Source organism: Stenotrophomonas sp. Steno-Z10-HUANG (assembly GCF_056393075.1).
Map to the genome: position 1 here is coordinate 184439 of NZ_JBWJPA010000004.1, position 21204 is coordinate 205642.

Below are 21204 nucleotides of genomic sequence, written 5' to 3' on the forward strand. Positions count from 1 at the left end.
TCAGCCGGCCGGGCGCGCGTGCGCCCGGGCGCGCAGCAGGCCACGGAACTCGCCGAGCAGGCGCGCGTCGACCAGCCGGTTCTTCTCGCGGTTGAGGATCGCCAGCGCGTCGTCGGTGTGCATCGGGCCCCGGTAGGGACGGCGCGAGGTCAGCGCGTCGTAGCCGTCGGCGATGGTCAGGATGCGCGCCTCCAGCGGGATTTCCTCGCCCTGCAGGCCGTGCGGATAGCCGCTGCCGTCCCAGGCTTCGTGGTGGTGCAGGATCAGCCGCGCCACGGCGGCGGCGTCGTCGCGGCCGGTGGCCGCGAACAGGCGCGCGCCGCGCTCGGGATGGGTGCGCATCTTCTCCATCCGCGGTTCGTCCAGGCGGCCGGGATGCAGCAGCACGTCGTCGCGGATGCCGATCTTGCCGACGTCGTGGAAGCGCGCCGCCAGCGCCAGTTGCTCCAGCTGCGCGCCGGACAGGCCGCAGCGTTCGCCCAGGCCATGGGCGAGCAGCGAAACCCGGTCGCAGTGCTGGTCGGTGTAGCTGTCGCGTTCGTCCAGCGCGGCGGCCAGCACGGAGATGCCGCAGCTGTCGTTTTCAAGGGGAATGGACAGGCCCGGGGCCGAGAAGGTCGAAGACATGGAGCGCCGCACCGCAGTGGGAAAACGGCCTGGCCGGGAGGAGGGCGGCTATTGTCCTCGCCGCCCCCGTTCCTGGCAAACCTCTCATCCGCTCACGCCGGGCGCAGGGTGGCCAGCAGCGCGCGGGCGGCGTTGAAGCGGTCCGCGCCTTCCGGCAACGGGTGGCGGATGCGCAGCTTGTCCGGGCCATCCATCTGGTAGAGCCTGGGCTGCTTCTGGATCAGCTGGATCACCGCCATCGGGTCGATGTCGGGCTTGGCCTCGAACACGATGCGGCCGCCGTTCTCGCCCAGTTCCAGCTTGCGGATGCCCAGCGCATTGGCCTGCAGCTTGAGCTCGGCAATGGCGAACAGGTGCTTGACCGCATCCGGCAGCAGGCCGAAGCGGTCGATCATCTCCACCTGCAGTTCGCGCAGGGCGGCGCTGTCGCGCGCGCTGGAAATGCGCTTGTACAGGGTCAGGCGGGTATGCACGTCGGGCAGGTAGTCCTCCGGGATCAACGCCGGCACGTGCAGCTCGACCTCGGCACCGCGCACTTCCTCGCCGGCGTCCAGGTCGGGCAGCTTGCCGGAGCGGATCGAACGCACCGCGCGTTCCAGCAGTTCGGTGTAGAGGCTGAAACCGACTTCGGCCATCTGCCCACTCTGGTCCTCGCCGAGCAGCTCGCCGGCGCCGCGGATCTCCAGGTCGTGGGTGGCCAGGGTGAAGCCGGCGCCGAGCTCGTCCATCGAGGCGATGGCGTCCAGCCGCTTCTGCGCGTCGGGGGTGATCGAGCGCTTGTCCGGCACCACCAGGTACGCGTAGGCGCGGTGGTGCGAACGGCCGACGCGGCCACGCAGCTGGTGCAGTTGGGCCAGGCCGAAGCGGTCGGCGCGGTTGATGATGATGGTGTTGGCGTTGGGGATGTCGATGCCCGACTCGATGATGGTGCTGGCCAGCAGCACGTTGAAGCGCTGCTTCTGGAAATCCAGCATCACCTTTTCCAGCTCGCGCTCGGGCATCTGCCCGTGGGCCATGCCGATGCGCGCTTCGGGCACCAGCTCGGACAGCTCGCGCTGCATCCGTCCCATGCTCTCCACGTCGTTGTGCAGGAAGTACAGCTGGCCGCCGCGCGACAGTTCGCGCTGGAACGCCTCGCGCAGCTGCGCGTTGTCCCATTGGGTGACGAAGGTCTGCACCGCCAGCCGGTTCGGCGGCGGGGTGGCGATGATCGACAGGTCGCGCAGCCCGGCCATGGCCATGTTCAGCGTGCGCGGGATCGGCGTGGCGGTGAGCGTGAGCAGGTGCACGTTGGCGCGCATCGCCTTGAGCGCTTCCTTCTGGCGCACGCCGAAGCGCTGCTCCTCGTCGACGATGACCAGGCCCAGGTCCTTGAATTTCACGTCCGGCTGCAGCAGCCGGTGGGTGCCGACGATCACGTCGATGCTGCCGTCGGCCACCTTGTCCAGCTCGGCCTTGATCTCCTTGGTGCTCTTGAAGCGCGACAGCACTTCCACCTTGAGCGGGTAATCGGCGAAGCGGTCGCGGAAATTGCGGTAGTGCTGCTCGGCCAGCAGCGTGGTGGGCACCAGCACCGCCACCTGCTTGCCGCCGCTGGCGGCGGCGAAGGCGGCGCGCACCGCCACCTCGGTCTTGCCGAAGCCGACGTCGCCGCAGACCACGCGGTCCATCGGCTGCGACGACTGCAGGTCGCGCAGGGTGGCCTCGATCGCGGCCAGCTGGTCCGGCGTTTCCTCGAACGGGAAGCCGGCGGCGAACGGCTCGTACATGGCGCGGTCGATGTCCAGCGCCAGGCCGGCGCGGGCCTGGCGCCGGGCCTGGATCTCCAGCAGCTCGGCGGCGACGTCGCGCACCTTCTCGGCGGCCTTGCGCTTGGCCTTGGCCCATTGCTCGCCGCCGAGCGAATGCAGCGGCGCGGTTTCCGGCGAGGCGCCGGAGTAGCGGCTGATCAGATGCAGCTGCGCGACCGGCACGTACAGGCGGTCGCCCTTGGCGTACTCGATCTCCAGGAATTCGCCGGGCATGCCGCCCACGTCCATCGCGATCAGCCCGCGGTAGCGGCCGACGCCATGGTCCTCGTGGACGATGGGCGCGCCCTCGGTCAGTTCGCCGAGGTCGCGGATGATCGCCTCCGGCTCGCGCCCGGCGCGGCGGCTGCGGCGCGGCTGGCCGGCGCGCTCGGGGAACAGCTGGCGTTCGGTGAGCACCGCCAGCGGTGGCTCGGCCAGGGCGAAGCCGTCGTCCAGCGGCGCCACGGTGATCGCGAAGCGCGGCGTGTCGGCGGCCAGGAACGCCGGCAGCCCGGGCACCACCGGCGGCCGCAGGTCGGCGGCCTGCAGCACTTCCAGCAGCGCCTCGCGGCGGCCCGGCGAGTCGGCCGCCACCAGCACCCGGCCGGGGTAGTGCTCGAGGAAGGACTTCAGCGCCTGGCCGGCGGGGGCGTCCTTGGCCGCCACCGGCAGCGGCGGCAGCGGCTGGTCGCCCAGCGCCTGCGCTTCGGCGATGCGCGGGTGGTCGGCCGGCCACACGTCCACCCGCGGCTGCCGGTTGAACTGCTCGCGCAGGCTGTCCGGCGACTGGTAGATCTCCTCCGGCGGCAGCAGCGGCCGTTCGATGTCGTGGCGGCGCTGCTCGTAGCGGCTGCCGGTCTGCGCCCAGAACGCGTCGGCGGCCTCGCCCACGCCGGGCGCGACCACGGTCAGGAAGCCGCTGGGCAGGTAATCGAACAGGGTGGCGGTGCGCTCGAAGAACAGCGGCAGGAAGTATTCGATGCCCGACGGCAGCACGCCGGCCTTGAGGTCCTGGTAGAGCGGGCTGCGGCGGGTGTCCACGTCGAAGCGCTCGCGCAGCGTGGCCAGCACCTTCGCCAGGCTGGCCTCGTCCATCGGCACTTCGCGGCCGGGCAGCATCTTCACCGCCGCGACCTTGTCCAGCGAACGCTGCGATTCGGGGTCGAATTCGCGGATCGAGTCGATGTCCTCGTCCAGCAGCTCGATCCGCAGCGGCGTGTCGGCGCCCATCGGGTAGACGTCGAGCAGGCCGCCGCGCACGGCGAAATCGCCCGGATCCATCACCTGCGGCACGTTGCGGTAGCCCGCGCTCTCCAGGCGGCGCTTTTCTGCGTCCATGTCCAGGCGCTGGCCGACCCGCAGGTCGAAGCTGCCGCCCACGATGTAGCTCAGCGGCGCCAGCCGCTGCAGCAGGGTCTGCACCGGCACCACCACGATGCCATGGGTGAGCCCCGGCAGCCGGTGCAGCGCGGCCAGGCGCTGGGAAATGATGTCCGGGTGCGGGCTGAACTGGTCGTAGGGCAGGGTTTCCCAGTCCGGGAACGGCACCACCGGCAGCGTGGCGTCGTCGCCCAGCAGGGTCTGCAGGTCGGCCACGGCCTGGTGCGCGCCGTGGTTGTCGCGGGTGACCAGCAACAGCGGCTTGCCATGCGCCTGCGCGGCACGGGCCACGTGCCAGGCCAGCGCGCTGGTCGATGCGGGGGCGCGCCACCAGGCGCGGAGCTGGCCCGCGCGGGGCAGCGGCGGAACGGGATAGGAGGTGGGGAGCGACATGACGTCGCTGATTTTATAGGAGTGAGTGGAGAGGAGTGAGGAGTGAGGAAAAGCAGGGGCAAGTGAAGATGCGTGAGTAGTGGGAAGGGGCAACGGCAACGGCCAAAGCCGGGGTTGAAAGCCAAAGCCGTCCTTCCTTCGAAGGTGGAAATCGCGCTTGCTTCCCGCTCCTGCCTCTTCTCACTCCTTTCGCTCACTCCCGCGCTTCAGCCACCTGTGGGGCAAGAGCGATCTCCGCCGTCGCGGAGATGACGGCTTTTGCTCCTGCTTTTTCTCACTCCTCACTCCTCTTCACTCACTCCTGGCCCTCAGCTGGCCAGTTCCAGCACCATCCGCACCAGGCCCGGGGTGCCGGACGGGTGCGGCACCTGCTTGAAGCCCAGCGAAGCGGCCAACTGCAGCATCGGTTCGTTGTCCTGGGCGATATCGCCGTACATGCGGTCCAGGTACTTGCCGCGCGCCCACTTGACCAGCTTGCGCATCAATTGCCGGCCCAGGCCCTGGCCGGCCAGGAAGCGGCTGACGAGGATGGCGTACTCGGCGTCGCGGGTGCCGGGGATGATCGAGGCGCGGGCCACCGCGCCGACCACGGCCTCACCCGGCGGCAGCGGCTCGGCCGCGACCAGCGAGATTTCGGTCTTGGGATTGGGATGGGTCAGGCGCTGGGCGGTTTCGTCCGACAGCACGTCAACGGCCTGCAGGAAGCGGTCGCGGACTTCCTCCGGCCCGAACAGCGCGAATGCGCCCTGCAGCGGGGCACCGTCCTCGGGGCGGATGGGACGGATGAGCAGTTCCCGGCCGCTGGGTGCCTTGAAGTTTTCATGCCACGGGGGCATGCGGTTGCGGGTAGCCATGACTGCGGTTCCTCCAGAGTCCACCGATTCTTGCACCTGTGGCGTGAGGTTCTGTGAACGTGATTCAACCGTGGCGAGCGGGGCCGCCCAGGGGCCACGCGCCATGCCGGCAGGTCCGCCGCGGCCACCGCCGTCGCGCGCTGGCCCGGCTCAATCGCCGCTCTTTATCCACTCCAGCCGGGTCGAGGCGCCGGCTTCGCCCAGTTCGCGCTGCAGCACCGGCAAGGCCGGCGCCAACGCCTGGTCGAACTGCCAGGGCGGATTGAGCAGCAGCATGCCGCTGCCGTTCAGGCGCAGCGGCGAATCGTCCGGGCGCACCATCAGTTCGGCCACCAGCGCCGATTTCGCCGGCAGCGCGGCGGCCTTGCGGAAGAATGGCAGCAGGCTGCGGCGCTGCTTGATCGGGTACCACACCGCGCACTGCGCCTGCGGCATGCGCGCCAGGATCTCGCGCACGGTGGCGATGATCTGCGGGTATTCGGCGTCCTGCGCCTCGTAGGGCGGGTCGATCAGCACCAGCGCGCGGCCGATCTTCGTGGCGCCGGCTTTGGGCGGCAGCAGGGCGCGGATGCTGTCGTAGCCGTTGCCGGCCAGCACCTGCACGCGGCGGTCGCGCGCGAACAGCTCCCTCAGCGCCGCGGCTTCCTCCGGCTGCAGCTCGCAGGCGGCCAGCCGGTCCTGTTCGCGCAGGGCCTGGGCGGCCAGCAGTGGCGAGCCGGGGTAGGCAACCAGGCCACCCACCGGGTTGTTGGCCTGGATCGCGCGCAGGTAACGCTCGACCACTTCCGGCAGGGCCGGCGCGGCCATCAGCCGGCTGATGCCGACGTCGGCCTCGGCGGTCTTGCGGCTTTCCTCGGCCGACAACAGGTAGCGGCCGCGGCCGGCATGGGTGTCGAGCACGAAGAACGGCGCGTCCTTGCGCTTGAGCGCATCGATCAGGGCGAGCAGGACGATGTGCTTGAGCACGTCGGCATGGTTGCCGGCATGGAAGGCGTGGCGGTAGTTCATCGGTGCAGTGTACGGGCGCCGCCCCGGGGCGGCTATGCTGGCGCCATGTCCGAACAGCCTGCCCGGGTGCTCGTCGTCGAAGACGAGGCCGCCATCGCCGATACCGTCCTGTATGCGCTGCGCAGCGAGGGCCACGCGGCCGAGCACTGCGCGCTGGGACGGCTGGCGCTGGAGCGGGTGCGCGCCGGCGGCATCGACGTGGTGGTACTGGACGTGGGCCTGCCCGACCTGGGCGGCTTTGAGGTCTGCCGCCAGCTGCGCACGTTCAGCCAGGTGCCGGTGATCTTCCTCACCGCGCGCAACGACGAGTTCGACCGGGTGCTAGGGCTGGAGCTGGGCGCCGACGACTACGTCGGCAAGCCGTTCTCGCCGCGCGAACTGGTGGCGCGGGTGCGCGCGCGGCTGCGGCGGCCGGCGCAGCCGCTGGCCGCGGACGCCGAGCCCGGCTGGGTGCGGCAGGGGGTGTTCGCGATCGACCGCGAGGGTCGGCGGGTGCGCTACCGCGACGTGCCGCTGGACCTGACCCGCTACGAATACGCGCTGTTGGCGGCGCTGCTGCAGCGGCCGGGGGCGATCCTCAGCCGCGCGCAGCTGATGGAGCGCGGCTGGGACCATGCCAGCGACAGCGCCGACCGCACGGTGGATACGCACGTGAAGACCCTGCGCGCCAAGCTGCGCGCGGCGGGGGCGCAGGACGATCCGATCCGCACGCACCGGGGCGTGGGATATGCGCTGGATGTCTGATTGCGGAAGATCCAAGGCTTTCGCCGCCCTTCGGAGCGCGGGCTGTTTCTCTTTGCCTGTGCAAAGGGAAGCCGCCAGGGCAAAGCACGGACCGGACGCGAGCCGATGCGATCAAGCCGCATCGGTTCCCTGTGCTCCTCGCGGGCCAGGGAGACGACGCACCGCGCGCTTCATTCAGATGTGTGCGCATGTCCGCTCCTCGGGTCGCTGCGGTACTCGGCCCGCTTTACGGCCATGGGAAGTCAGCATCCAGGAGCAAAAGCACAGTCGCGGCACCGGCCGGATGGCAATGCTGGACGCCGGCAGCCAAGAGCAGCGGAATGGCGTCAGCTGCTTTTGCCTTTCGAAATCCCCTTCCGCCGCGACGGAGCCGGCGGGAAAAACCCGAAGGGCGACGTGCATGGGTGTACGTTTTTTTTCCACGCGCCAGGGATGCCGCGTAGCAAAATCCCGCCGGCGGAGTGGACCCGATGCGCTTGCGCAGCGGGCGCGGAGGCAGGGGCGTGCTTTCTCTTGGTTACTGCTCCTTGCACGAGCAAAGAGAACCAACTCGCTCGCCGAAGGGGACCGAAAGCGTTTGCTCCAGAAACGAAGGCGGCGATAAATGCGCCTGGGCCTGAAACTCTTCCTCGGCTTCTTCCTGATCGTCGGCATCGCCGCGTTCTTCGTGATGCGGGTGTTCGTCGACGAGGTCAAGCCGGGCGTGCGCCAGGCGATGGAGTCCACCCTGGTCGACTCGGCCAACGTGCTGGCGGTGATGGCCGCGCCGGATCTGAAGGCCGGGCACATCGCCGATGGCCGCTTCGCCGCGCACATGGCGACCGCGCAGCGGCGCGACCCGCGGGCGATGGTGTGGCGGTTCCCCAAGCGCAGCATCGACTACCGGGTCACCGTGACCGATGCCCGCGGCATCGTCGTCTACGACTCGCGCGGGCAGGACGTGGGCCGCGACAACTCGCGCTGGAACGATGTCTACCGCACCCTGCGCGGCCAGTACGGCGCGCGCTCGAGCCCGGGGACCCCGGGCGACGCCGACAGCACCGTCATGCACGTGGCCGCGCCGGTCTACGATCCGGACGATGGCCGCACCCTGATCGGGGTACTGACCCTGGCCCAGCCCAATGACAGCATCGATCCGTTCATCACCGCCAGCCAGCGCGCCATCGTCGCGCGCGGCGCGTGGCTGATCGGCTCGGCGGCGCTGATCGGGCTGTTGATGACCTGGTGGCTGGCGCGCGGCATCGGCAGCCTGAGCCGCTATGCGAAGGCGGTCAGCGCCGGCGAACCGGTGCCGCCGCCGAGGCCGCGCGGCGACGAGATCGGCGACCTCGGCCAGGCGCTGGAGACCATGCGCCGCAAGCTCGAGGGCAAGGCCTATGTCGAGCAGTACGTGCAGTCGCTCACGCACGAGATGAAGAGCCCGCTGGCGGCGATCCGTGGCGCTGCCGAGCTGTTGCAGGAACCGCTGCCCGAGGCCGACCGCCAGCGTTTTGCCGCCAACATCGCGCAGCAGGAGCGGCGCCTGACCGAGACCATCGACCAGCTGCTGCGGCTGGCCGAGGTGGAACAGCACGGCTGGCTGCAACGGCGCAGCGCGGTGGACCTGGCGGCGCTGTGCCGGCAGCTCGCCGAGGACGCGGCGCCGCGCCTGCAGGCCGCCCGCCTGGCGCTGCACTGCGAACTGCCCGCGCACGCCAGCGTGCAGGGCGATGCGTTCCTGCTGCGGCAGGCGCTGGACAACCTGCTGGACAACGCCATCGCGTTCTCGCCGGAAGGCGGGCGGATCGGGCTGCGGCTGGCGGCCGCGCAGGGCGGCTGGGAGGTGGCGCTGTCCGACCAGGGGCCCGGGGTGCCGGACTACGCGCTGGAACGGGTGTTCGAGCGCTTCTATTCGCTGGCCCGCCCCGGCAGCGGCCAGCGCAGTTCCGGGCTGGGCCTGCCGTTCGTGGCCGAAGTCGCGCGCCTGCACGGCGGCCACGCGTACCTGCGCAACCGCGTGGAGGGCGGTGCGGAGGCGAGCCTGTGGTTGCCAATGACGTAGGTGCCGGGCTTGCCCGGCACGGGGCTGCGCCGGGATAGCTTCATGCGGGGCAAGCCCCGCAGCTACGCCGGCGGTGATGCGTCATCGCCCAGCGGAGCAGGTTCCGGCGCAGGGCGGTCGGCGAAGACCGGATGGTCGGCGCGCGGCCGGTCCAGGTGGTAGCCCTGCACCATGTCCACGCCCAGCGCGCGCAGCATCTGCAGCGTCGCCTCGTCCTCGACGAACTCGGCCACGGTCAGCTTGCCCATGCCGTGCGCCACTTCGATGATGGCGCGCACGAACACCTGGTTGTCGCGCTCGCTGGGCAGGTCGCGGATGAACATGCCATCGATCTTGAGCACGTCGGCCTGCAGGTTCTTGAGGTAGGCGAACGAGGAAAACCCGGTGCCGAAGTCGTCCAGACAGATCGGGCAGCCGGTGTCGCGCAGGGCGGCGATGAAGCGCGCCGCGTCGCCCATGTCCGAGACCGCCGAGGTTTCGGTCAGTTCCACCAGCAGCCGCCGCGGCGCGACCTGCCACTGGCGCAGCTGGCCGCCGATCCATGCCGGCAGCTCGGGGTCGTCGAACGAGCGCCCGGAAATATTGACGGCGATGGCCGGCAGGTTCGGGTGGCTGGCCAGCAGTTCGATGCTGCGGCCGATCACCCAGCGGTCGATCTGCAGGATCTTGCCGCTCTTCTCGGCGGGTTCGATGAACTGCGCGGGCATGATGAGCTGGCCGGGGTTGGCCTCGTCCTCCATCCGGATCAGCGCCTCCAGGTGCGCCAGGCGGCCGTCGGCGGCGTGGTGCACGCCCTGGAAATGCAGGCGCAGCAGGTCGTGCTCCAGCGCGCGCGCGATGCGGTCGTTCCATGCCAGGCGGGTGGCCATCTCACGCGAGCTGTCGCGGTCGGGGCGGTAGACGTTCCAGCGGTTCTTGCCGGTGTGCTTGGCCTGGTACATCGCCGCGTCGGCATGGGCGACCAGGTCCTCGGCATTGTCGGCGTGGGTGGGGAAGTGGGCGATGCCCAGGCTGGTGGTCAGGCGCACGGTGTGTTCGTGCAGGCGCAGCGGCGTCTGCGAGATCCGCGCCACGATGCGTTCGGCCAGGTGCTGGGCGTCGTCCAGGCTCGCATGCGGCATCAGTACCGCGAACTCGTCGCCGCCGAGCCGGAACAGGGTCTCGCCGCTGCGCACCAGGGTGCGGATCTCGACCGCCATGCGGTTCAGCACCGAATCGCCGGCGCGGTGGCCGAAGGTGTCGTTGATGTACTTGAACTCGTCCAGGTCGAAGAACAGCAGCGCGGCCTGGCTGGGGATGCGTTCGGCGGCGTGGAAGAAGCGCGCCAGCTCGTCCTCGAAGCGGCGCCGGTTGTACAGGCTGGTCAACGGGTCATGCTGGGCCAGCCGTACCAGCTGTTCGGCGGTCTGGCGCTCGTGGGTGATGTCCTCCTGCACCCACAGCCGGCCGATGAAATGTTCCTGCGCGTCGCGCACCGGGTAGGCGTCGTGCATGACGATGCGGCCGTCGTGCAGGCGGATTTCCAGCCGCTTGTGCAGTTCGGGCGAGACCTTGGCCTCGTCCATGTGCCGGCGGAACTCCAGCGGGTCGATCATCAGCCGCTGCGACGCTTCCAGCCACTGGTCGGTGGTGTTGCCGACCACGGTGATGCCTTCGGGGAAATCCCACATGGCCAGGAACGCGGCGTTGCAGTAGGTGGCGCGGTTCTCGTGGCTGACGAACAGGATCCCCAGGTTCATCGCGCCGAGCAGCGCCAGCAGGCGCGCGCGCTCCTCCTCCAGCCGGGTCATGAACTGGCGGCGTTCGTCGATCTCGGTCTGCAGTGCCTGGGCGTGCGCGAACTGCAGGGCGCGCTGCTGCACCAGTTCCTCGACCATGTCGTCGAACGCGTCGGCCAGGTGCCCGAGCTCGTCGTTGCCCTGCATCGCGATCGGCCTGGGTTCGCGGCCCTGGCTGAGCTCGTCCACCGCCTGGGTCAGGCGGGTGAGCGGTGCCCCGAACAGCAGGCCGACCCGCCGCCGCAGCAGCCACATCGCCGGCAGCAGGCCGAGGATGCCGAACGCCGACACCGCCAGCAGGCCCCACATCAACACGTGGTCCACCCGTGCCTGCGGCAGCAGGAACACCTGGTACCAGCCGGGGCCGTGGATCCTGGACCATGCGACCCAGTGGCTGCCGTCCGGGGAGCGGCCCACGCCGTGGTCGCCGCGGCCATGGGCGATCATCCCGTGCACTTGGGCCAGCAGCGGGTCGTCGAGCGCGGACAGCTTCAGTTGCCCGTCGGCGGCGGCGATGCGGCGGCTGAACTGCGGGTGCGCGATGAGCGCGCCGTCCGCGGCCATGACCAGCTGCACGCCGGTGCTGTCGTTGTCGGTGGCGTGGTCGATCAGGCTCTGCACAAGCACATCGTGGCCGAGCGTGCCGACCCAGCGCCCCTCCCAGTCCAGCGGCTTGATCACCGACACCATCCAGGTATTGGCCTGCCGGTCCAGGTAGACCGGCGTCCAGAACACCCTGCGCTGCGGGTTGCGTCGCGGGTCCGAGCCCTGCATGGTCGGGTAGCCGGCATTGGTGGCGCTGGCGTCGGCGTTGCTGCCCCAGTCCATGCCATGCGCATAGACCATCAGCCCGTCCTCGACGAAGTCCATGTAGACCGAGAAGAACGGCGGCACCAGCGCCGGGCCCTGTTCGCGCAGCAGGTCGTAGGCGACCACCGCGCGCAGGCGCGCCGAAGCGTCCAGGCCGTGCGCGGGCTGGTGCAGGTACAGGGTGGGCGCGCGCTCCGGGTCCACCTGCCCGGGCTGCAGCCGCCACAGGCCGTCGGGGCTGCGCGCGAACAGGGTGTCGAAGCGGGCCAGCACGGCCTGCCGGTCGGCGTGGTCCAGCCGCCACAGCAGTTCCCGCTGCAGCCGCTGCACGCTCTGTTCGGCCTGCAGGAACTGGCCTTCGCTGGCCTGGGCGCGCAGGTCGACGCTGCGCTGCGCGACCATCGGCACCACCCGGTCGGTGATTACCCGCATGGCCACGTAGCCGAATGCGCAGAGCAGCACGAGGAGGGCGAGGAACAGGCCCCAGATGCTCAGGGACAGCCGGTGGATCAGCGACGTACGCGACCTGGCATGCAGCACGTAGGGTTCCTTCGGGGAATGGCGGCGCAGCCAGAGGGTGCCGGGCGGCGGGACAGCGCGGATTCATACTATGTCGTGGCAGGTGTCCGCAACCGGCCGCTGCCGCCGCTGCGCGGCACTCGCCGCCAGCGGCTTCACCCCCACTTCAAATTCGCCACAAACCGCGCCCATCCGGCACGGCCACGCTGTGCCCGTTTCCACACGAGGACGGGCCATGACTTCCCTGAAACTGCTGTTGCGCTTCGCCGTGGTCGGCGGGCTGGCGTTGCTGCTGCTGATTCCCCTGCTGCTGATCCGCGGCACCATCGCCGAGCGCGAGCGCTACCGTGACCAGGCCATCGAACGGGTGGCGCAGAGCCGCGCCGGGGCGCAGTCGCTGATCGGCCCGGTGCGGGTACTGCCGTGGACCCAGCAGCGCGAGGTCGAGGTGGTCGAGGCGGGCATGCGCAAGAGCGAGCTGCGGACCGAGCATGGCTATGACCTGCAGATGCCGCGGCAGTTGCGGATACAGGGCGAGCTGCGCCCGGACGAGCGCCGGGTGGGCCTGTTCCGGGTGCCGGTGTACAGCTGGCACGCGCGGGTGCAGGCCGAGTTCGCCGATGCCGCCTATGCCGCCGTGCCGGGCCGCGTCTACGGCCGGCCCTACCTGGCGCTGGGCATCGCCGACGTGCGCGGCCTGGTGGGTACGCCCAACCTGCGGGTGGACGGGCGCGCGCTGCCACTGCACGCCGGTTCGCTGGCGCTGGAGGGCGCGTCCAAGGGGCTGCACGCCATGCTGTCGCCGCTGGGCCAGCCGCAACAGGGCACCTTGGCCGAGGGCCGCAGGGTGGAGCTGGAGTTCGTGCTCGACGGCACCCGCTCGCTGTCGGTGGTGCCGGTGGGCGACGACACCCGCGTGTCGCTGGCCTCGACCTGGCCGCATCCGCTGTTCGGCGGCAGCTTCGCGCCCAATGAGCGCCACATCGACGATGCCGGGTTCAAGGCCGACTGGGCGGTGTCCTCGCTGGCCTCGGCCGCGCAGGAACAGCTGCGCCGCGACCTGCGCAGCGATGGCGGCTCGGTCGAGGCGCTGGAGGTGGCGCTGGTGGACCCGGTCGACGTGTACACGCAGGTCGACCGCGCCAGCAAGTACGGCATCCTGTTCGTGCTGCTGACCTTCGTCGGGTTCGCCCTGTTCGAGCTGATCAGGCGGCTGCGGATCCATCCGCTGCAATACCTGCTGGTCGGGCTGGCGCTGGCGATCTTCTTCCTGCTGCTGCTGAGCCTGTCCGAGCACATCGTCTTCTGGCAGGCGTACCTGGTGTCGGCGCTGGCGTGCATCGGCCTGCAGGGTTTCTACCTCAGCGGGGTGTTGCGCAGCTGGCGGCACGGGCTGGGCTTTGCCACCCTGCTGACCCTGCTGTACGGGGTCCTGTACCTGCTGCTGGCGTCGGAGAACAATGCGCTGCTGATGGGCTCGCTGCTGCTGTTCGGGATCCTCGCGGCGATCATGTGGCTGACCCGCAAGGTGGACTGGTACGACCTCGGCGGCGGTCTGCGGTGAACCCGATGCGGTTGAGCACACGGTTGCTCCGGCGGCTGCGGCAAGGGCTGCCGCCGGGGCTGGCGGCAGCGGTGCTGCGGGTGGAGCAGGGCGCTGGCTGGGCCGCTTCGCCGCTGGCGGCACTGGGACTGGGGACGGCCCCGCGCCACGGCTGCCTGTGCCTGCAACTGGACGCAACGCTGGCCGAGCGGATCCGCCAGCGCGGCGCCGCAGGCCTGCCCGCGCTGGACGGTGCGGGCCGCTGGCAGGCGCTGGGCCGTCGTGGCCTGCGCTTCAGGGCGGTGCTGCGGGAACGCCAGGTGGTGGTGTGCGATGCCGTGCACCGGCGGCTGTGGCTGTTGTGGCGCGAACCGGGAGCGGCCCGGTGCGCACGCGGTTACTGAAGCTGGAACGGGGGCGCGATGCGTTTCCATCATGGACTGTCACTGCTCGCGATCGTCGCGCTGCCGCTGCTGGCCGGCGTGGCGGTGGCCGTCGAGGCGGGGTACAGGAGGGTTCCGGCCGTCGGCGTGGTGTTGTCGGCGTTGCCCGCGATGGGGCTCGCTTTGATCGTCATCGTGCCGGTGGCATCCCGGTGCTCGGCGTCATGGGATGTCAGCCTGGCGATGCCACGGCTGCTCGCGCCGGAAGAACGCCGGACCCTGTGGCGCACGAGCGTGCTTTGCCCCACGGTCTACCGGTTCAGGCGCGATGGCCGCGGCGGATGCCTTGTCTCCGACGGGGATGGCGGTGCCCTGGTCGGCTGCGGTTGAGGCGCTGCTGCGCGGCAAACGCGCGGCGCTAGAATTCCGCCATGGACGCCTCTCCCTCCATCGCCGCCCTGCGCGGCACCGACCTGCTGCCGGTACTGGACGACGTGGCGCGCCTGCGCATCCGGGTATTCAAGGACTGGCCGTATCTGTACCGGGGCAGCCTGGACTACGAGCGCGACTACCTGGCCGCCTATGCGGCCACGCCGGATGCGGTGTGCGTGGTGGCGCGGGCCGGCGATGAGGTGGTGGGCGCCTCCACCGGCCTGCCGTTGCTCGATGACGGCCCGGCGTTCCGCGCGCCGTTCGAGGCGGCCGGCATCGATCCGGCGCAGGTGTTCTATTTCGGCGAGTCGGTGCTGCTGCCGGCCTGGCGCGGGCGTGGCATCGGCCATGCCTTCTTCGACGCCCGCGAGGCGCATGCGCGCGCGCTCGGGCGCTTCGCGATGACCGCGTTCTGCGCGGTGGACCGTGACCATGACGACCCGCGCCGGCCTGCCGGCCACCGCGACAACGACGGGTTCTGGCGCAGGCGCGGCTATGCGCGGCAGCCGGGCATGACCCTGCACCTGTGCTGGGACGAGGTCGGTCGCGGCGAGCTGTCGCACGCGCTCACTGTCTGGACCCGTGCCTTGGAGCCGGCCGCATGAAGATCGCCGTTGCCCGTTACCGGATCGGCGCTCCGGCCGGTTTCGACGCCTTCGCCGCGCGCCAGCGCCAGGAACTGGAGGCCGCCGCCGCGGCCGGCGCGCGCATCGCGGTGCTGCCCGAATACCTGTCGCTGGAACTGGCGGCCACCTTCGACGCGGGCATCCAGCGCGACCTTGCGGCGTCGCTGGCGGCGATCCAGCGTTACCGGCAACCCTGGCTGCAGCTGTTCGCCGGCCTCGCCCGCGACCTGGACATGCACGTGGTCGCCGGCACGTTCCTGCTCGACACCGGTCATGGCCGCTACCGCAACCGCTGCGACTGGCTGACGCCGCAGGGCACGCACCTGTGGCAGGACAAGCTGCAGCTGACCGGCTTCGAGCAGGCCACCGGGCTGATCGACGGCGGCGACGTACTGAAGGTGTTCGAGATCGACGGCATCCGCGCCGGCGTGGCGGTCTGTTACGACAGCGAGTTCCCGCTGCCGGTGCGCGCGCAGTACGAGGCGGGTGCGCGGCTGCTGGTGGTGCCCAGTTGCACCGACACCGAGGCCGGCGCCACCCGCGTGCGCGTGGGCTGCCTGGCGCGGGCATTGGAGAACCGCATGTTCGTGGCGCAGTCGGTGACCGCGGGCGAGGCCGGCTGGAGTCCGGCGCTGGACGTCAATACCGGCGAAGCGGCGGTGTATGCGCCGATGGACCGCGGCTTCCCCGACGACGGCATGCTGGCGCGCACCGCTGACGGCCAGCCCTGGACGGTCGCGGAACTGGATTTTGCCGCCTTCCAGGCCAGCCGCGCGCAGGCGCAGGTGGCCAACGACCGCGACTGGCCGGGGCAGTGGCGACCGGCGCTGCAATGCGCCGTGGTGTCGCCGGGCTGAGCCCGCGCCGGCGCTGCGCAGGCCCGCTGCGGCGGCAACGCGCCGCTGCCCATGCGCGACCATGACCATTGGCCGGCTCGGCCGCCGGCGGCGCTGGCTAGACTCGGGCCTTTGTCGTGATCGGCCGCGGGCCGGGGGAAATGATGATCAAGCGGTGCTTGCTGGTACTGGGCATGGGGCTGGCGTTCGCTGGTGGCGCGGGCGCGGCCGAACAGGTCGATCTGGACATGGTGGGCAAGATCCGCCAGGAAGCGTTCCACCGTTCGCAGGTCATGGATACCTTTTCCTATCTCACCGAAAGCATCGGCCCGCGCCTGACCAACTCGCCGGCCATGACCCGGGCCAATGCCTGGACCCGGCAGAAGTTCGGCGAATGGGGGCTGACCAGCGCGCATGACGAGGCCTTCGACGACTTCGGCCGCGGCTGGGAGTTCGAGTCGGCCAGCGTGGAGATGCTGGAGCCACGCCTGACCCAGCTGTATGCGCTGCCCAAGGCCTGGACGCCGGGCACCAACGGCACCATCGAAGGCGAAGTGGTCAAGGTCGACATCAAGAAGCTGGCCGACCTGGAAAAATACAAGGGCACGCTGCGCGGCAAGATCCTGCTGCTGGGCGACGCGCGCGAGTACAAGCGCGGCACCGAGGCCGACTCGCACCGGCACGACGCCACCTCGCTGGAGGGGCTGCAGGAGTTCACCATTCCCAAATCCGCGGACAAGGACCGCGCCAAGCGGGTCAAGGAGTACGCCGAACGCCAGGAACTGGTGCGTGCGACCAATGCCTTCTTCGCCGCGGAGGGCGCGCTGGCGTCGATCAGCATCAGCGGCTGGGACAACGGCATCATCCGCGTCGGTGGCGGCGGTTCGCGCAAGGCCGGCGAACCGGTGGGCATCCCCGAGCTGGCGATGATCGCCGAGCACTACAACCAGCTGGCGCGCGCGCTGGAGCGCAAGCAGCCGGTGAAGCTGCGGGTCAACGTCGATGCGCGTTTCACCGACGAGACCGACCAGCCGGGCCACAACACCATCGCCGAGATCCGCGGCACCAGCAAGGCCGACGAGATCGTGATGCTGGGTGCGCACATGGACTCCTGGCACACCGGCACCGGCGCGGCCGACAACGCCGCCGGCGTCGCGGTGATGATGGAGGCCATGCGCATCCTCAAGGCGGTGGGCGCCAAGCCCCGGCGCACCATCCGCGTGGCGCTGTGGAGCGGCGAGGAGCAGGGCCTGATCGGCTCGCAGGCCTACGTGGCCAGGCACTTCGCGCATTACCCCGAGCCCACCGACCCGGCGCAGAAGGCGCTGCCGGCCTCGCTGCGCGAGCCGACCGGTCCGCTGCAGAAGCTGCGCGACTACGACAAGTTCTCGGTGTACTTCAACATGGACAACGGCTCGGGCCGCTTCCGTGGCATCTATGCGCAGGAGAACATCGCCGCGATGCCGATTTTCGAGGCCTGGCTGAAGCCGTTCAACGACGTCGGCGCCGCCACCGTGGCCAGCCGCAACACCGGCAGCACCGACCACATCAGCTTCGACCGGGTCGGCCTGCCGGGCTTCCAGTTCATCCAGGACCGGCTGGACTACTTCAGCAACGTCCACCACAGCAACCTGGACACCTGGGACCACGCCGAACCGGAAGACCTGAAGCAGGCCGCGGCGATCGTCGCCGCGTTCGCCTACAACGCCGCCATGCGCGAAGAGAAGATGCCGCGCAAGCCGCTGCTGGAAGACTGACGCCACGCAACGCAGGCGGAAACGACAAGGGGCCGCATCGCGGCCCCTTCGTCTTCCGGCGGTCCTTCGCTGCCGCCGGCAGCGGCCATGGCTCAGCTCGACGCCGCGCGCACGGCCTCGGGCAGTGGCGCGCTGCGGCCGGTCTGGGTGTCCATCCACACCACCACCACGTTGCCGTCGGAGTACAACTTGCCCGGGTCCTTCTGGTCGACGATGCGGTGGCCGATGGTCACGCTGCTGTTGCCCAGGCGCTCGACGAACAGCTCGACCACGATGTCGTCGGGCCACACGATCGGCAGCCGGTAATTGACGTTGGTCGCGGCCACCACCGGGGCGATGCGGTCGGTCATCGACACGCCGTCCACGCCGAGCATCCAGCGCACGCGCGCCTCCTCCAGGTACGAAATGTACTTGGCGTTGTTGACATGGCCCATGCTGTCCATGTCGCGCCAGCGCACGCTGATCGGGATGCGGGCCAGGATCTTGTGTTCGCTGCTCATCAGGCGTCCTTCTTCTTGCTGGCAGTTGCGGTCTTGCTGGTCTTGCCGGTGCTCTTGGCGGCCACCGCCTTCTTCGCCACCTTTGCGGGCTTTTCCTTGCGCGGCGGTCGCGCGTCGGGCTTGTTGGCCACGGCCGCGGGCTGCTCCGGGCGCGCGCTGGTGGAGGGCAGCAGCTTGGCCAGGAACTGGCCGGTGTACGACTGCGGGCAGGCCGCCACGTCTTCCGGCGTGCCGGTGACCAGCACGGTGCCGCCGCGGTGGCCGCCCTCGGGGCCGAGGTCGACGATCCAGTCCGCGGTCTTGATCACGTCCAGGTTGTGCTCGATCACCACCACCGTGTTGCCTTCGTCGCGCAGCTTGTGCAGCACCCCCAGCAGCGCCTCGATGTCGTGGAAGTGCAGGCCGGTGGTCGGCTCGTCGAGGATGTACAGGGTGCGGCCGGTGTCGCGCCGCGACAGTTCCTTGGACAGCTTCACGCGCTGCGCCTCGCCACCGGACAACGTGGTCGCGCTCTGGCCCAGCTTGATGTAGCTCAGGCCCACGTCGACCAGGGTTTCCAGCTTGCGGGCGATGGCCGGCACCGGCTCGAACAGCTTCAGCGCATCCTCGACGGTCATTTCCAGCACGTCGTTGATGTTGTAGCCCTTGTACAGGATCTCCAGCGTCTCGCGGTTGTAGCGCTTGCCGTGGCAGACGTCGCAGGGCACGTACACGTCCGGCAGGAAGTGCATCTCCACCTTGATCAGGCCGTCGCCCTGGCAGGCCTCGCAGCGGCCGCCGCGCACGTTGAAGCTGAAGCGCCCCGGCGAATAGCCGCGCGCGCGCGCTTCCGGCACCTGCGCGTACAGTTCGCGCAGCGGGGTGAACAGGCCGGTGTAGGTGGCCGGGTTCGAGCGCGGGGTGCGGCCGATCGGCGACTGGTCGATGTCCACCACCTTGTCGAACAGGTCCAGGCCCTCGACCTCGCGGTACGGCGCGACCGGGTGCGAGGCGCCGTTGATCTCGTTGGCCGCCAGCGAGAACAGGGTGTCGTTGATCAGGGTGGACTTGCCCGAGCCGGACACGCCGGTGATGCAGGTCAGCAGCCCGGCCGGGATGTCCAGGTCCACGCCCTTGAGGTTGTTGCCGCTGGCCCCGCGCAGGTGCAGCGTCATCTTCGGGTTGGGCCTGTGGCGCCGCGCCGGGATCTCGATCGAGCGCTTGCCCGACAGGTACTGGCCGGTCAGCGAGCGCGGCGCGGCCAGGATGTCCTCCAGCCGGCCTTCGCCGACCACCTCGCCGCCGTGCACGCCGGCGCCGGGACCGATGTCCACCACGTGGTCGGCCAGGCGGATGGCGTCCTCGTCATGCTCGACCACGATCACCGTGTTGCCGAGGTCGCGCAGCCGGGTGAGGGTGCCGAGCAGGCGCTCGTTGTCGCGCTGGTGCAGGCCGATGGACGGCTCGTCGAGCACGTACATCACCCCGACCAGGCCGGCGCCGATCTGCGAGGCCAGGCGGATGCGCTGCGCCTCGCCGCCGGACAGCGTGTCGGCCTTGCGCTCCAGGGTGAGGTAGTCCAGGCCGACATCGACCAGGAAGCCGAGCCGCTCGCTGATCTCCTTGACGATCTTGGCGGCGATCTCGCCGCGCCAGCCCGGCAGGCTGAGTTCGCCGAAGAAGCGCTTGGCCTCGTCGATCGGCAGCACCGCCAGTTCCGGCAGCGGACGGTCGGCGACGAACACGTTGCGCGCGGCCTTGTTCAGGCGCGCGCCGCCGCACTCGGGGCAGGGCCGTTCGCTGATGAACTTGGCCAGTTCCTCGCGCACCGCCGGCGATTCGGTCTCGCGGTAGCGGCGCTCCAGGTTGGGGATGATGCCCTCGAAGCGGTGCTTGCGCTGGCTGCGGCCGCCGTTCTCGGTGAAGTAGGTGAAGGTGATCTGGTCCTCGCCGCTGCCGTACAGCACGGCCTGGCGCACGTCCGCGGGCAGCGACTGCCACGGCGCGTCGACATCGAACCGGTAGTGCTTGGCCAGCGAGGCGATCAGCTGGAAATAGTAGGCGTTGCGGCGGTCCCAGCCGCGCACCGCGCCGGCGGCCAGCGACAGCTCCGGGTGCACCACCACGCGCGCCGGGTCGAAGAACTCGGCCATGCCCAGGCCGTCGCAGCCGGGGCAGGCGCCGACCGGCGAGTTGAACGAGAACAGGCGCGGCTCCAGCTCCGGCAGCGCGTAGTCGCAGACCGGGCAGGAGTACTTGGACGAGAACAGCTGCGGCGGCGCCTGCGCGTCGTCCAGCGACTGCACGGTGGCCATGCCGTCGCCCAGCTTGAGCGCGGTCTCGAAGCTCTCGGCCAGGCGCTGCTTGAGGTCCTCGCGCGGGCGGAAGCGGTCGATCACCGCCTCGATGGTGTGCTTCTGGCGCAGCGCCAGCGGCGGCACCGCGTCGATCTCGTGCAGTTCTCCGTCCACGCGCACGCGCACGAAGCCCTGCGCGCGCAGCTGGTCGAACACCTGTACGTGCTCGCCCTTGCGCTCGCGGATCACCGGTGCCAGCAGCATGTAGCGCTGTTCCGGGTCCAGCGCCAGCACCTGGTCGACCATCTGGCTGACGGTCTGCGCTTCCAGCGGGTAGCCGTGGTCGGGGCAGCGCGGGCTGCCGACGCGGGCGTAGAGCAGGCGCAGGTAGTCGTAGATCTCGGTGATGGTGCCCACGGTCGAGCGCGGGTTGTGGCTGGTGGACTTCTGCTCGATCGAGATCGCCGGCGACAGGCCCTCGATGTGGTCCAGGTCGGGCTTCTCCATCACGCTCAGGAACTGCCGCGCGTAGGCCGATAGCGACTCGACGTAGCGGCGCTGGCCCTCGGCGTAGATGGTGTCGAACGCCAGCGACGACTTGCCCGAGCCGGACAGGCCGGTGATCACGATCAGCTTGTCGCGGGGCAGGTCGAGGTCGATGTTCTTGAGGTTGTGCGTCCGCGCGCCGCGGATGCGGATGAAATCCATCGCCATGGGAGGTCCGTTCTGGGCCGCGCGGCGGAAACCGGGCGCGGTGGGGGCAGGGGATGCAGCTGACGGCAGTCGATCAGCCTAGCGAGCTTGGGATTTGGGGGCAATTGCCGGAATTGCCAGCGCGCACGCCTGCGCCCGGGCCGGGTGCAGGCCGTTGTTCAGGCACGGGTTTTCCGCCCCGGGGGCGACTTGA

The 21204-nt window shown here is 70.1% G+C and carries 15 protein-coding genes; 8 read left to right on the plus strand and 7 right to left on the minus strand.

Features of this window, described 5'->3' with window-relative positions:
- From AC06E6_RS07735 to AC06E6_RS07750, 4 genes are all read right to left on the minus strand, one after another.
- Positions 1-627, minus strand: a complete 627-nt coding sequence (locus AC06E6_RS07735) for an HD-GYP domain-containing protein (protein ID WP_104938344.1) — start codon at positions 625-627, stop codon at positions 1-3.
- Positions 628-719: 92 nt separating this feature from the next.
- On the minus strand, positions 720-4190 hold the full coding sequence (gene mfd, locus AC06E6_RS07740) for a transcription-repair coupling factor (RefSeq protein ID WP_478060797.1): 3471 nt from the start codon (positions 4188-4190) through the stop codon (positions 720-722).
- A gap of 308 nt (positions 4191-4498) precedes the next feature.
- Positions 4499-5044 carry a GNAT family N-acetyltransferase gene (locus AC06E6_RS07745; protein WP_054664133.1) on the minus strand — a complete coding sequence of 182 codons (546 nt, stop codon included), beginning with the start codon at positions 5042-5044 and terminating at the stop codon, positions 4499-4501.
- 150 nt (positions 5045-5194) lie between these two features.
- Positions 5195-6052: a 23S rRNA (adenine(2030)-N(6))-methyltransferase RlmJ gene (locus tag AC06E6_RS07750; protein ID WP_312344276.1), complete on the minus strand. Its 858-nt coding sequence runs from the start codon at positions 6050-6052 to the stop codon at positions 5195-5197.
- Between the two features lie 45 nt (positions 6053-6097).
- Between AC06E6_RS07750 and creB the strand changes: the two genes are divergently transcribed.
- The gene (creB, locus tag AC06E6_RS07755) at positions 6098-6796 is read left to right on the plus strand and encodes a two-component system response regulator CreB (protein WP_104938348.1); all 699 of its coding nucleotides are present in this window, start codon (positions 6098-6100) and stop codon (positions 6794-6796) included.
- A gap of 604 nt (positions 6797-7400) precedes the next feature.
- Entirely contained in the window at positions 7401-8837 is a 1437-nt protein-coding gene (creC, locus tag AC06E6_RS07760; RefSeq protein ID WP_478060799.1) for a two-component system sensor histidine kinase CreC, read from the plus strand.
- A gap of 62 nt (positions 8838-8899) precedes the next feature.
- Here the strand turns inward: creC and AC06E6_RS07765 are convergent, their stop codons facing one another.
- The gene (locus tag AC06E6_RS07765) at positions 8900-11965 is read right to left on the minus strand and encodes a bifunctional diguanylate cyclase/phosphodiesterase (protein WP_478060800.1); all 3066 of its coding nucleotides are present in this window, start codon (positions 11963-11965) and stop codon (positions 8900-8902) included.
- A gap of 214 nt (positions 11966-12179) precedes the next feature.
- Here AC06E6_RS07765 and creD point away from each other — a divergent pair, with 214 nt between their 5' ends.
- From creD to AC06E6_RS07795, 6 genes are all read left to right on the plus strand, one after another.
- A complete protein-coding gene (gene creD, locus AC06E6_RS07770; protein WP_478060802.1) occupies positions 12180-13508 on the plus strand; it encodes a cell envelope integrity protein CreD in 1329 nt (442 codons plus the stop codon).
- A gap of 5 nt (positions 13509-13513) precedes the next feature.
- Positions 13514-13891: a hypothetical protein gene (locus tag AC06E6_RS07775; protein WP_478060804.1), complete on the plus strand. Its 378-nt coding sequence runs from the start codon at positions 13514-13516 to the stop codon at positions 13889-13891.
- Between the two features lie 18 nt (positions 13892-13909).
- Positions 13910-14260, plus strand: a complete 351-nt coding sequence (locus AC06E6_RS07780) for a hypothetical protein (RefSeq protein ID WP_478060806.1) — start codon at positions 13910-13912, stop codon at positions 14258-14260.
- Between the two features lie 41 nt (positions 14261-14301).
- Entirely contained in the window at positions 14302-14907 is a 606-nt protein-coding gene (locus AC06E6_RS07785; RefSeq protein WP_409476493.1) for a GNAT family N-acetyltransferase, read from the plus strand.
- On the plus strand, positions 14904-15785 hold the full coding sequence (locus tag AC06E6_RS07790; RefSeq protein WP_478060807.1) for a carbon-nitrogen hydrolase family protein: 882 nt from the start codon (positions 14904-14906) through the stop codon (positions 15783-15785). The genes AC06E6_RS07785 and AC06E6_RS07790 overlap by 4 nt, the downstream gene beginning before the upstream one ends.
- A gap of 143 nt (positions 15786-15928) precedes the next feature.
- Positions 15929-17521 carry a M20/M25/M40 family metallo-hydrolase gene (locus AC06E6_RS07795; RefSeq protein WP_478060808.1) on the plus strand — a complete coding sequence of 531 codons (1593 nt, stop codon included), beginning with the start codon at positions 15929-15931 and terminating at the stop codon, positions 17519-17521.
- A 92-nt stretch (positions 17522-17613) separates the two neighbouring features.
- Here AC06E6_RS07795 and AC06E6_RS07800 read toward each other — a convergent pair whose 3' ends face one another.
- Positions 17614-18021: an acyl-CoA thioesterase gene (locus AC06E6_RS07800; protein WP_313247483.1), complete on the minus strand. Its 408-nt coding sequence runs from the start codon at positions 18019-18021 to the stop codon at positions 17614-17616.
- Positions 18021-21011, minus strand: coding sequence for an excinuclease ABC subunit UvrA (gene uvrA, locus AC06E6_RS07805; RefSeq protein WP_312344258.1), 2991 nt, complete (start codon positions 21009-21011; stop codon positions 18021-18023). The genes AC06E6_RS07800 and uvrA overlap by 1 nt, the downstream gene beginning before the upstream one ends.
- Between the last annotated feature and the right edge of the window lie 193 nt (positions 21012-21204).